The following is a 13,842-nucleotide window of genomic DNA, read 5'->3' on the forward strand; positions in this document are numbered from 1 at the left end:
TCGCCTTGCCGGTCAGCGTCAGGTTCTCGATGTCGCCGATGGCGTGAACAGCGTCGGCCAGACTGAAGGTCACCGAGGACTGCACCAGGTCGGTACCATCGCCGCCGGTCTCGTCGACCACGTCCTTGGCGCTGTCGACCATATAGATGTCGCTGCCGGTGCCGCCGATCATCGTGTCGGCGCCCGCGCCGCCATTCAGGATATCGTCGCCGCCAAGGCCGGTCAGCACGTTGGCGCCGGCATTGCCGATGATGATGTTGGCCAGGGCGTTGCCGGTGCCGCTGACGCTCGCCTTGCCGGTCAGCGTCAGGTTCTCGATGTCGCCGATGGCATGCGCGCCGTCCGACAGGCTGAACGCCACCGACGACTGCACCAGGTCGGTGCCATCGCCGCCGGTCTCGTCCACTACGTCCCCGGCGTTGTCGACCACATAGATGTCGTTGCCGGTGCCGCCGATCATCGTGTCGGCCCCGACCCAGCCATTGAGGGTGTCGGCACCGCCGCCGCCGGTCAGCACGTTGGCAACCTTGCTGCCCGTCAGCTTGTCATCGAATTCCGAGCCGGTCACGTTCTCGAAGCCGGAGAGCGTGTCGCGGCCGGCGCCGATCGTGTTCTGCGACTTTGTCGACGCAAGCGTCACCGTCACGCCGGCAGTGGCATGGGCGTAGGAGACGGTGTCGGTGCCGAGGCCGCCGACGAGATAGTTGTTGCCCGCATCGCCTTCCAGCGTGTCGTCGAACGCCGAGCCGGTGAGATATTCGATGCCGACGAGGGTGTCGCCCTCGGCGTCGCCGCCGCTGGCCGTCCCATTCATCAGGCTGACATTGACGCCCACCATCGAGGCCGCATAGCTCGCGGTGTCGATGCCGAGACCGCCGTCCAGACGGTCGGCGCCGCCGAGGCCGGCCAGCACGTTGTTGCCGATGTTGCCGGTGATCTCGTTGTCGAGCGCATTGCCGGTGCCGTTGATCTTCGCCTTGCCGGTCAGCGTCAGGTTCTCGATGTCGCCGATGGCGTGAACAGCGTCGGCCAGACTGAAGGTCACCGAGGACTGCACCAGGTCGGTACCATCGCCGCCGGTCTCGTCGACCACGTCCTTGGCGCTGTCGACCATATAGATGTCGCTGCCGGTGCCGCCGATCATCGTGTCGGCGCCCGCGCCGCCATTCAGGATATCGTCGCCGCCAAGGCCGAAGATCGAGTCGTTGCCGCTTCCGCCATTGATCTTGTCTTCCTCGTCCGTCGGCATCGGCTGGCCGGCGACCGGGGTCTTGCCATTGATGACATTGGCCGACGACGTTCCGTTGATCGTGACGCCAACGACGTTCGTCACCGAGACCGCGAGCGTCCGGACGCTCGCATTGACGCCATCCGAGGCGGACACCTCGACGACATAGACGTTGTCATGGTCGGCGTCGGTGGGGGTCTCGTAGTCCGGCGCCGTCTTGAACACCAAGCTGCCGTCGACGATGTCGAACAGGGCCGCGTCGGCGCCGCCATTGATCGAGAAGGTTGCCGGCGTGTCGTCGACCGTGTCCGCGTCGGACGCCAACAGCGTCGCCACGACCGTCGAGTTCTCGGCCACGTCGACCACCAAGTCGCCGGACGGGTCGTTCGGGCCGATGACCGGTGCGTTGTCGTTAATGTCAATGAGGGCGACGGTGATCGTCTTGGTGGTGGTGTTCACACCGTCATTCGCCGTGACCTCGACCACATAGCTGTGCGGATCAATCTCGAAGTCCGGCGCCGTCTTGAACGCCAGCTTGCCGTCGACGATCTCGAACAGGTCGGCATCGGCGCCGCCGGTGATCGACAATGTCGCGGGATTGGTGCCCACGGTGTCGGGATCGGTCGAGGTCAGCGCCGCGACAAGCGTCCTGTTCTCGGCCACCGACTGCGCCGCCGCCGTGGTGATGGTCGGCGCCACGTCGTTGAGGTCGGTCACGCCAACCGTGATGTCCTGCGTGTCGGTGCCGCCCTGGCCGTCCGACACCTGCACGGTGACCTGATAGCCGGGCGTCGTGCCGGCACCCGGCAGCGCCTCGAAGTTGGGCGCGGACTTGAACGCCAGGTTGCCGTCGACGATCTGGAACAGGTCGGCATCTTCGCCACCGGCGAGCGCGAAGGTGAGCGTCTGCCCCTGGTCGGGATCGGTCGCAGCGAGTGCCGCAACGACGGTCGTGTTCTCGGCCACCGACTGAGCCGCCGCCGTGGTGAGGGTCGGCAGCTCGTTGACGTCGGTGAGAGCGACGGTGATCGTCTGCGACGTGGTGTTCACGCCGTCATCCGCCGTGACCTGCACCTCGTAGCTGTGCGGATCGGTCTCGTAGTTCGGTGCCGTCTTGAACACCAGGTTGCCGCCGACGATCTGGAACAGGTCGGCGTCGGTGCCGCCGGTGATCGACAATGTCGCGGGATTGGTGCCCACGGTGTCGGGATCGGTCGACGCGAGCGCCGCGACGAAGGTCGTGTTCTCGGCCACCGACTGCGCCGCCGCCGTGGTGATGGTCGGCGCCACGTCGTTGAGGTCGGTCACGCCTACCGTGATGTCCTGCGTGTCGGTGCCGCCCTGGCCGTCCGACACCTGCACGGTGACCTGATAGCCGGGCGTCGTGCCGGCCGCCGGCAGCGCCTCGAAGTTCGGCGCCGCCTTGAACACCAGATTGCCGTCGACGATGTCGAACAGGTCGGCGTCCTCGCCACCGGCGATCGAGAAGCTTAGCGTCTGCCCCTGGTCGGGATCGGTGGCGGCAAGCGCCGCGACGACGCTCGTGTTCTCGGCCACCGACTGCGTTTCCGCCATGGTGATGACCGGCGCTTCGTTGACGTCGGTCACGTCCACCGTGATGGTGCGCGTGTCGGTGCCGCCCTGACCATCGGACACCTGCACGGTGACCTGATAGCCGGGCGCCGTGCCGGCACCCGGCAGCGCCTCGTAGTTCGGCGCCGTCTTGAACGCCAGGTTGCCGTCGACGATGTCGAACAGGTCGGCGTCCTCGCCACCGGCGATCGCGAAGGTGAGCGTCTGCCCCTGGTCGGGATCGGTCGCGGCAAGCGCCGCGACGACGCTCGTGTTCTCGGCCACCGACTGCGTTTCCGCCATGGTGAGGGTCGGCGCCTCGTTGACGTCGGTGACGTTCACCGTGATGGTGCGCGTGTCGGTGCCGCCCTGACCATCGGACACCTGCACGGTGACCTGATAGCCGGGCGCCGTGCCGGCACCCGGCAGCGCCTCGTAGTTCGGCGCCGTCTTGAACGCCAGGTTGCCGTCGACGATGTCGAACAGGTCGGCGTCCTCGCCACCGGCGATCGCGAAGGTGAGCGTCTGCCCCAGGTCGGGATCGGTCGCGGCAAGCGCCGCGACGACGCTCGTGTTCTCGGCCACCGACTGCGTTTCCGCCATGGTGAGGGTCGGCGCCTCGTTGACGTCGGTGACGTTCACCGTGATGGTGCGCGTGTCGGTGCCGCCCTGACCATCGGACACCTGCACCGCCACCTGATAGCCCGGCGTCGTGCCGGCCGCCGGCAGCGCCTCGAAGTTGGGCGCGGACTTGAACACCAGATTGCCGTCGAGAATGTCGAACAGGTCGGCATCTTCGCCACCGGCGAGCGCGAAGGTGAGCGTCTGCCCCTGGTCGGGATCGGTCGCAGCGAGTGCCGCAACGACGGTCGTGTTCTCGGCCACCGACTGAGTTTCCGCCATGGTGAGGGTCGGCGCCTCGTTGACGTCGGTGACGTTCACCGTGATGTCCTGGGTGTCGGTGCCGCCCTGGCCGTCCGACACCTGCACGGTGACCTGATAGCCGGGCGTGATGCCGGCCGCCGGCAGCGCCTCGAAGTTCGGCGCCGCCTTGAACACCAGATTGCCGTCGAGAATGTCGAACAGGTCGGCGTCCTCGCCACCGGCGAGCGCGAAGGTGAGCGTCTGCCCCTGGTCGGGATCGGTGGCGGCAAGCGCCGCGACGACGCTCGTGTTCTCGGCCACCGACTGAGTCGCCGCCATGGTGATCACCGGCGCCTCGTTGACGTCGGTCACCGCGACGCTGATCGTCTGGACGGTGGTGTTCGTGCCGTCGGTTGCCGTGAGCTGCACCTCATAGCTGTGCGGGCCGGTCTCGTAGTCCGGCGCCGTCCTGAACACCAGATTGCCGCCAACGATCTCGAACAGCGCCGCGTCGGCGCCGCCGGTGATCGAGAAGGTCGCCGGGTTGGTGCCGACGGTGTCGATATCGGTCGAGGTCAGCGCCGCGACAATGGTCGTGTTCTCAGCCACCGACTGTGTCGCCGCCGTGGTGATGGTCGGCGCCACGTCGTTGACGTCGGTCACGTTCACCGTGATGGCCTGCGTGTCGACGAAGCCCTTGCCATCCGACACCTGGACAGTGACCTGATAGCCGGGCGTCAAGCCGGCATCCGCCGGTAGCGCCTCGTAGTCGGGCGCGCTCTTGAACACCAGATTGCCGTTGTCGATGGCGAACAGGCCTGCATCCTCGCCGCCGACGATCGAGAAGGTCAGCGTCTGCGGGTTCAGCGCCAGCCCCAGGTCGGCGTCGGTCGCGACGAGCGCCGCAACCACCGTACCGTTCTCGGCAATGCTGGCCGCACCGGTGTCGCCGCCGCCAAGCGAGGTAATGGTGGGCGCGGCATCCTGGATGATGTTCACCGTGTGCGTGCCGTTGGCGCCGACATCCAGAACCAGGATATCGCCGGTCTGGCTCACCACCGTCGCGCCGCTGACGCTCAGCGTCCGGCCCGCCGTGCCGCCGAGATCGACCGTCAGCTTGCCCTCGCCGACCAGCGAGAAGGACAGGTTGACGCCGTCGCCGACGACGGAGGCCAGGTCCGCGCGCATCGGCAGCGCGGTGATGTGGGTCACGTCGGCGGCGGCGGTGCCGAGATTGATGGTGTAGGTGGCCGTGGCACCGCCGAGCGTCGGCGTGAACACGCTGTCACTGTCGTAGGCGTACCAGCCGGTGACGCTCGCGATCACCTTGCCGCTGAGATTGTCGAGGTCCAGCGCGAACTTGCCAGCGTCGGCGGAGGTCACGGTCGCGGTGATCGTATCCCCCGACACCGAGTAGGCAATGCTCGACTGCTCGAACGTCTTGATGCGATTCGCCAGATCGGCGAGCGTCACGAACTCCGCCCCGGAATTGTAGACGTACTCGATGAACTGGGTGAACATCTCTTCGGTGTAGCCGCCATTCTCCCAGTTCGTCGGGCCATAGTCGTGCCAGGGCCAGACGATGACCGCCGCCTCGGCGTGGCTGGTCAGGCTGTTGAACTCGCTCATCCACTCGGCGAGCGCGGCCTCGGGCGTGTAGTGTTGATATCCGACGAGCGTGAAGTCGAACTTCATGTTCGGGGCGAGATAGACCTTGCCCGCCTCGGCGTCGGCGGCCGACAGATAGCCGAACGCACCGGGATAGCCGGCGCCGTTACTCGAATAGCCGCCCGACAGATAGCTGTAGTACTGCAGGATCTGCTCGGCGGTACTGGCGTACTCGGTCGCGCCCGGAACCGCCGCACCAATGCTGGTGAGCGTCGTCAGGTGCTGCAGGATGGCGTCGCGCGACTGGCCGAACTCATACTCGAAGGTGCCGGGCCCCGTGCCGTCGGTCAGGATTCGGGTGTCCTCGGCGGGATCGAGATTCAAGAGATGGGTGAGCGAGTGGCTGCCGATCTCGCCGCCCAGCGCCAGAAGCTGCTGGTAGTAGGGCAGCGAGATGGTCCAATCCGTGTATCCACTCTCCCCCTGATTGTCGCCGATGTTGATGTAGTACGAACTGACGAAATTGTACGCGGCCTTCCACGACTCGACGATGGGAATCAGCTTGTCGTAGATGCCGGCGCTGCCGTCGGTCGGGTTCACCTGAGCGGCGAACTGCGACTGGTCCATGTCGGTCCGCGAGGCGAAGATCGAGTCCTGGCGGGTGAGCTGCAGCCCGACGGTGGGACCGCTTGCCCCTTCGACCGCGTATTGGATCGCCTGCGACAGCTGGTTGTTGTCGCCGAGCAGCGCCGTCGTCGAGAAGTGGACGTTGCGGTCGCCATTGACCGTGCTGGTGACGATGGCGTCATAGGTTCCGGCGCCCGTTCCCGTCACCGTCTGCGTGGCGATCACGGAGTGCGTCGTCGTTCCCGGCGTGGCATCCGTGAAGGCCTGCCAGCCGACGCCGGCGCTGTTGGCATAGGTGTTGATCACCTCACCGGCGGTGTAGCCGCCGACGCCGTCGAAGCCGGTGCCGGCCGAACTGACCGTCACCTCGGTCGTGCCCGTGAAGCCGAAGGCCTCCGGCGCGAGATCGAAGAATTGCGCCATGCGCGCATAGGCATCGGGTAGCGCCGCGCCGGTCTCGTCATTGGTCATGAAGTTGCCGGCGGCGATCAGGCTGACGTCGTAATTCTCGGCCAGCAGCGTCAGCGTGTTGGTGATCGCCGTGACGTCGGCCGAATTCACGTTCTCGAACGACGGGAACACAATGGCGTCGTAATTCACCAGCTTCGACAGGTCCTTGAGGTCGGCCTCGGTGATCACGTCGAAGGGGATGCCGGCCATCGCCGCCTGGTTCTGGGCGGCAAGGAAGAGCTGGGTGTAGGCCGTCTCGGCAGCGTCGCCGGTCAACCCGAAATAGTTCGCCGCCGTCGTCTCCGAATAGACGATCGCGACCTTGGTGGTCGTGCCGGCGTCCACCGGCAGGTCGGCGGTGTCGACGATGGTGAAGGAGTTGTTGTAGCTTCCCGGTAGAAACGTCGCGTTGTTGACGTCGATCAGCGCATTGAGGGCGGCGGGGCTGCCGATCGCAGTCTTGGGCACTGCGAACTCGATGGTGGTGCCGTCGCCGCTCAGACCGAAATCGAGAGTCTGGATGAGGGTGGCCACCTCATTGCCTGATGCGTCGGCGGCGACCGAATAGAGCGTCAGCGTGCTCCCGCTGAGTTCCACCTTGTACTCAACGCCGCCGGCGCTGCCCCAGATCTGATAGCCGGTGCTGCTGTCCTGATCGGTGTTGAGCCAGATGGTGGTGTTGTTGCCGATCGTGATGGCGTCACCGTTCTGGTCGACGGCGGACGCCTTGATCGCGAACACGTAGCTGTCGGCCTCGACCTTCCCGTAGACTTCGTAGTCCGCAACCGCATTACCGGTGTCGATCCGATCGCTCGGGGTCCAATCCGAGAGAGCCCCATCGAGCGTGACGCTTCCGACCGTGCCGGACATAACTCAACCTCCGAGATTAACGACGTGATCGTTTCGCGATCATTCCGGGAATGAATGTCCACCACGGTCTCAAACTGGCCGGCCCGAGCGGCACGGCAGCGTTGGTCTTGCGTCTCGGACACGGCTGGCTTCGGGCAATATCCGGCCGTGAGGGCGTGGTGCCCTTCGTGACCCATTCGCCGCTGGTGGACAGGCGGCGACAGGCCTCGGATGGGGACGCGTCCCCATCCGACCTGAAAAAGGGAAAGCTCTAGAAACCTTGCTTCAAAAGATTCGCCACCGGCTGTTCTGGCAGGATCGCATCCTCGTCTTCGCCGACCTTCAGCACGTCGCCCGGCATCAGCACCGACGTGTCGGTGGCGGGCACCATCTTCGGGCCGTCCTTCGTCTGCCGGACGATCGAGTGGCTCGGCGGCTTGCTGCCAAACGTCATGGCCACCAGCCGCTTGGCCTTGTCCAGCACGCCCGGGAGCATGTCGGCAGAGGCCATCACCGAGATCTGCACGTCGCCGATGGACTGCTTCACCTCGGCGATGGACTTGGTGAGCGTAGCCGTCCTCTCGGCAGCGAGGCCCGCCTTGGCACGCTCGGCCTGCTCCAGGCGGCTCTTTGCGTGCAGCACCGCGAGCAGGTGATCCTGCCAGCGAACCTCGATATCCGACAGCTCGGTGCGCAGCGTGACGAGCGTATTGCTCGACACCATCGCCCTCTCTTTGAGCTTCATGATGGTATCGATCCGCTCGAGCCGAAGCTCCTTCTGCTTTTCGATCTGCACCGACTTGCGCGCAAGCGTATCGAGTTCGTTCTGCACGGACTTGATGGCCGCCGCCGCCTCTTCCACCCGCTGCTGATGCTTGACGCGGTCGAGCTGGCTCGATGCCATCTCGGCGGCCAATGCGAGCCGCGCATCATTCTCGCCGACGAGCGACAGAAGCTGCTCGGGTGCGCGCGGCACGCCGCCATCGCGCTCCGCTTCCAGCACGGCTTGGCGTGCGAGGAGCCGCTTCAACTGGTCCGCCGCCCTGCGAAGCTTCTCGAACTCCTGGACGCGGTCGCCCCTGTCCGTGCCCATGAAACCCAATTTGTCGAGGCCGCCCGCAAGCGCGATGGCCTGAAGCGCCGTCATTCCGGGCGTGTGCTTGTAGGCGCCGGGGCTGCGAAGGGGCCCGACCACATAAACCGGAGCCCGCTCGATAATGGTGATGCTCACATCGGCGCCCCGGCCCATGGCCTTCGAGAACGCTTTCACCAGATCGCGCTGGATCTCGTCGAGTCGCCGGTCCTGAACGACGAATCGCCCGAGTCGCGGGAACGAGATGGAGCCGTCGACCTCGACGGCGTACTCGCCGGAGAAATCCATGCGCTGATAGAATGTGCGCAAGGCCGACCGCGCGCCGGCATCGAGCGACCCGTTCGCGGGAACGTCCATCGTCTCGAAGAACGAGATCTTGAGTCGGTCGCCGATCACCACGGTCGAACCGCCGAGAGAATCAGCGCCCGAGCGGGAGACGGGAATCGACGAGGTCGGACGTTCATCCGCGCCGGCACTGTACTCCTGTGCCTTTCCGCTCTCGCCAATGCCAAAAATGGCGACGAAGACTACAAGTGCCGCAGCGCTCCCAACGAGCGCTCCCCTGCCCGAAAGCCTGTGCGGATAGAACTCGAGCATAATTCCGGCTCCTCTTCTTCGAACGCCCGCGACCAACCCCCATGGTTCACACGAAGGTTCTTCACTTGCTTTCGCCAGATATGTCTTGATTGCGCCGTAGCGCGATGGTTAATTTTTCGTTAACTTACAATGTTCTACAAGAAACGATTGTATCAAACCGACTATGCGCGGGCTATTCCTAATGTCTGATCCGGATCAGACTTAGGCTTCAGCGGCGACCGATCGCAATCAGCGTTAACTTCGCAAAGTCTGACCTAGATCAGACTATGGCCACTTGAGTTACCTTTGGTCATCGACGTAGATTCGATGCTGGCACAGGTGGGTCGACGCAGCGCCAGGGTGCGCAGTCGAGTCGTTGGTTCCGTGCGAGTCGCTGGCTCCCTGAGGCGGGGGCCAGAGATGAGAATGCCGCGCGCGAGGTTGCGTCGGGTGGAGTGAGCGGCCGTCCGTCTTCGAGATGGCCCGGATGGAGGTGGTGCGGACGGAGCGGCCGGTTCGATGCGCCAACGCAGTGGCGTGACCTGATGTGACGGAGGAGAAAAATACCGTCAGACGGCAACTGGCGGCACGGTGCGATCTAACCGCTTATGTTGTGGACAATTTTCTGGTGTGGACCCGCTTCGCGGTGCGCCCTGCCCGCCGGCGGTTCGGCACTGAGGATCGGCCCGGGAATCAGCGTTTCAAGACATAACCGCCTTCGGGAATCACCGTCTTCAGGAGTCAGCGTGTCTGGAGTCGTCGTCTTGGCGGTCACGATCTCACTAGGCGTCCTGGGCGTCATCTGAGGGGGGCGTTATCCCTGGGCTTGGCTTCAAGAATCGTTGTCCGGAAGCTTATTGCGAGATCAATGATGCTGCCTCTACGGCCCGCAGCCCGTCGATCATGTCGATTGGCCGCTTGCGGCGTCGCATTCTCATTTTTGCCAGGATCTCGTTCACCATGCGGAAGCATCATTGCACGTAATTCTCAGCGATGCCCCGCCCATTGACGCCTTGTGCGCGCATCGATTTCCCGTTGACTTCCAGTTAGTTCACGACACCCGACCGTGACTTACTCTTGACTCGCGAATGCCGTTTCCAATTCGAGGCGTTGCTGAGAAGGCTGATCAGATGGCGGCGCGCCGGAACGCCACGCTCATTTAACAAAATATCTCGAAATACATTATGGTTAATAAAGTTAACGTATGTCTACTATTACATTATTTATTGGTGTACAGTCTGGAGGTTTTGTTATTTTAGACAATCAATGGCACACTTTTGACATTATACGAAAATAATTTTGCCCTACGCCTTCGCGACGATTGATCGCCATTCTTTGAGGGAGCCTCCGTTATGGCAGTGACAGGGATGTACGTTCTTCAAGGTGTCGTACCGTCCGAGGTGGCATCTGCACCGTTTGATGTGAAGGTCGTTGAAACATACAACGACAATGGCGTTGCTTTTTCCAAGACAAACGTCGCGACGATGACGGCCGGCGCCGGCTCCGTTCTTGGCTATTTCTGTCTTGGCGAGGCGGAAAATTACCGCACCTATTTCAAGTCTCTGCCGAAGTCGGTGTTGGGCCCCGTCGATCCCGACTGGGCCGGCAATTATCAGGTCGCTTATTGGTCGTCGGAGTGGAAGAGCATCGCGAAGGCCGAAATCGCTCGTATGGTCCAGGCTGGCTACGATGGCGTCTATTTCGACGTCATCGACGAATACGAGATGGCCTGGGCAAAGAAGAATGCTCCGGGCGGCGATGCTGCCGGGGCGATGAAGTCTCTCGTCAAAGAGCTGTCGGCCTATGCGAAAAGCCTGAACCCCAACTTCCAGGTCTGGGTCAATGGCGGGGAAGGCCTGCTGACGGACAAGACCTACGTCAACGCCATCGACGGCATGCTGAAGGAAAATCTGTTCTACGACTTCGACGGAAGCAGCAAAATCGCCGCTGCGGAGACGCAGTACTCGCTCAACCTGCTGAAGAACGCGATCAACGCCGGCAAACCGGTCATCGCCGTCGAATATGTCGCGGGCAACGCGACCAAGGTTGCCGACGTTCACGCCAAGGCGGCTGCCGCCGGAATCGGAAGCTACGTCGCCGAGCTCGAGCTCGATGGCATCAATTTGGTCGACAACCCGGTCACCACGTCTGGCGGCAGCACCGGCAGCTCGACCGGCACGGGCACCGGCGGCACCGTGACCACAAGCCCCGGCTCCACCGATTCCGGCTCGGACGGCGGCTCGACCGATGCCGGCTCGGGCACCGGCACCAGCGGCTCCAACTCCGGGCGCCGCACCGGCTCCGGTTCCACGAGCTTCGGCCGGCGCAACACCAATTCGGTCACCGACACGGACTCCGGCACGTCGTCGTCCGGAGGCGGCTTCTCCACGCGGCGAACCTCCCTCGGATCGTCGCGGAGCAGTGCGTCCGCCACGTCCGCCGGCGACAGCACCCGCACCTCCTCCGGCACCAGCCGCCGCCTGCTCGGCACCCCCACCACGCTGGGCTATTCGTCGGACGCCACGTCATCGGACACCACGTCGGCAGCCCGCGCCGGCACCAGCCACTCGCGCCTCGCTTTGCTGAACCAGTACGCGGCGTCGAGCTTCGACACGGCAGGCGCCTTCCAAAGCAGGACCGCGTCGCAGGACCGGGCCTCAGAGAGCCTGATCCAGATTACCCAGTCGCAGCACAGGTGACACGCCGGAGGCATCGCCGCCGCGGCGATCGCCGGCGGGGATTTTGACGGTGCGGCCCCGCCGGCCGCACCGCCTCCCGCCGGATCCGGAGGACGAGGCGCGTCGCAGTGATTGACAGCAACGAAGTGGCCTGCTCGTCCGAACCCGGGTTCGCCCACGATCCCGGCCTCATCGCGCTGGTCATGATGCTCGGGTTCCACGGGTTCGGGGTCGATCCCGAGCAGGTCCGCCATCAGTTCGGCGGCCGGCCGATCGGCGTCGCCGAAATGATCCGCGGCGCGCAGCAGTTCGGGCTGAAGGCGCGGGCGGTCCGCAGCAATTGGAGCCGTCTGGCGAAGACGCCGCTGCCGGCCGTCGCCCTGTTGCACGACGGCGGCTTCCTTCTGCTCGGCAAGGTGGGCGAGAGCGAGATCCTGGTGCAGGCGCCGGACCGCGCACGGCCGGCGATGCTGACGCGCGAGGAGCTGGAGCGGGTCTGGAGCGGCCAGCTCGTGCTGATGACCAAGCGCAGCTCGCTCACCGACCTGACCCGCCGCTTCGACATCACCTGGTTCTTCGGCGCCGTACACAAATATCGGTTCCTGCTGGGCGAGGTGCTGATCGCCTCGTTCTTCCTCCAGCTCCTGGCGCTGGTGTCGCCACTGTTCTTCCAGGTGGTGATCGACAAGGTGCTGGTGCACCAGAGCATGCGAACGCTCGATGTGCTGGTGATGGGACTCGTCGCCATCGCCGTGTTCGAGACGGTGCTCGGCATCCTGCGCACCTATCTGTTCGCGCACACCACCAATCGAATCGACGTGGAGCTTGGGGCACGGCTGTTCCGGCATCTGCTGGCGCTGCCCATCGCATATTTCCAGGCGCGTCGCGTCGGCGATTCGGTGGCGCGCGTCCGCGAGCTGGAGAACATCCGGAACTTTCTTACCAGCTCCGGGCTGACGCTGGTCATCGACCTGTTCTTCACCTTCGTGTTCATCGCGGTGATGTTCGTCTATTCGCCGTTGCTGACCGCGGTCGTGCTGGCGTCGATTCCCATCTATGTCGGCATCTCGGCGGCGGCGACGCCGCTGTTCCAGCAGCGTCTCGACGAGAAGTTCGCCCGCGGCGCCGAGAACCAGGCGTTCCTGGTCGAGAGCGTCACCGGGGTCGAGACGCTCAAGGCGATGGCGGTCGAGCCGCAGATGCAGCAGCGCTGGGAGGAACAGCTTGCGGCCTATGTCACCGCGAGCTTCAAGGTGCTCAGCCTCGGCAACACCGCCAGCGAGAGCGTCCAGCTCGTCAGCAAGCTGGTCACCGCCGCCCTGCTCTATCTCGGCGCGCAACTCGTCATCGAGGGCCGGCTCACGGTCGGCGAGCTGGTGGCGTTCAACCTGCTGGCCGGGCGGGTCAGCGCGCCGGTGCTGCGGCTCGCGCAAATCTGGCAGGACTTCCACCAGGCGCGGCTGTCCATCGCCCGCCTCGGCGACATCCTGAACACCGCGCCCGAGCCGCTCTACAGCCCCGGACGCATGACTCTGCCGATGATTCGCGGCGATGTCAGTTTCGAGAACGTCACCTTCCGCTATCGCATCGACGGACCGGAGATCCTGCACGACATCAATTTGCACGTTCCCGCAGGTCAGGTGATCGGCGTCGTCGGGCGCTCGGGGTCGGGAAAGAGCACGCTCGCCAAGCTTGTCCAGCGGCTCTACGTGCCCGAAACCGGCCGGGTGCTGGTGGATGGAATCGACGTGGCGCAGGTCGATCCCGCCTGGCTGCGCCGCCAGATCGGCGTGGTGCTGCAGGACAATGTGCTGTTCAATCGCACGGTGCGCGACAACATCGCGCTCGCCGACCCGGCGCTGCCGACCGGGCAGGTCATCGCGGCTGCGACGCTGGCGGGCGCGCACGACTTCATCATGCAGCTTCAGCAGGGCTACGACACCATCGTCGGCGAGCGCGGCAGCAGCCTGTCCGGCGGCCAGCGCCAGCGAATTGCCATCGCCCGCGCGCTGATCACCGATCCGCGCATTCTCATCTTCGATGAAGCGACGAGCGCGCTGGACTATGAGAGCGAGAGCATCATCCAGCAGAACATGGCGCAAATCGCCGAAGGGCGGACGGTGTTCATCATCGCCCACCGCCTGTCGGCGCTGCGGCATGCCGACCGCATCATCACCATCGAGCGTGGGCGGCTGGTCGAGGACGGCACGCACCATGAGCTGATGGTCAAGGCCGGCGGCCGCTATGCGACGCTGTACCGGCTGCAGGCCGGGCTGCACGAGGTGATGTGAGGGCAA

The 13,842-nt window shown here is 64.6% G+C and carries 4 protein-coding genes; 2 read left to right on the top strand and 2 right to left on the bottom strand.

Features of this window, described 5'->3' with window-relative positions; genetic code table 11:
- Both F1193_RS00005 and F1193_RS00010 read right to left on the bottom strand, forming a co-directional pair.
- On the bottom strand, window positions 1–7,219 hold a 7,219-nt coding region (locus F1193_RS00005; RefSeq protein ID WP_150095627.1), incomplete at its 3' end, for an Ig-like domain-containing protein.
- A 250-nt stretch (window positions 7,220–7,469) separates the two neighbouring features.
- A complete protein-coding gene (locus F1193_RS00010) occupies window positions 7,470–8,888 on the bottom strand; it encodes a polysaccharide biosynthesis/export family protein (protein WP_150095628.1) in 1,419 nt (472 codons plus the stop codon).
- Between the two features lie 1,331 nt (window positions 8,889–10,219).
- Here F1193_RS00010 and F1193_RS00015 point away from each other — a divergent pair.
- Window positions 10,220–11,566, top strand: coding sequence for a glycoside hydrolase family 191 protein (locus tag F1193_RS00015; protein WP_150095629.1), 1,347 nt, complete (start codon window positions 10,220–10,222; stop codon window positions 11,564–11,566).
- A 107-nt stretch (window positions 11,567–11,673) separates the two neighbouring features.
- Window positions 11,674–13,836, top strand: a complete 2,163-nt coding sequence (locus F1193_RS00020; RefSeq protein WP_281287221.1) for a type I secretion system permease/ATPase — start codon at window positions 11,674–11,676, stop codon at window positions 13,834–13,836.
- Window positions 13,837–13,842 lie beyond the last annotated feature (6 nt).

The sequence above is a fragment of the Blastochloris sulfoviridis genome (assembly GCF_008630065.1).
GTDB classification, from domain to species: Bacteria; Pseudomonadota; Alphaproteobacteria; order Rhizobiales; family Xanthobacteraceae; genus Blastochloris; species Blastochloris sulfoviridis.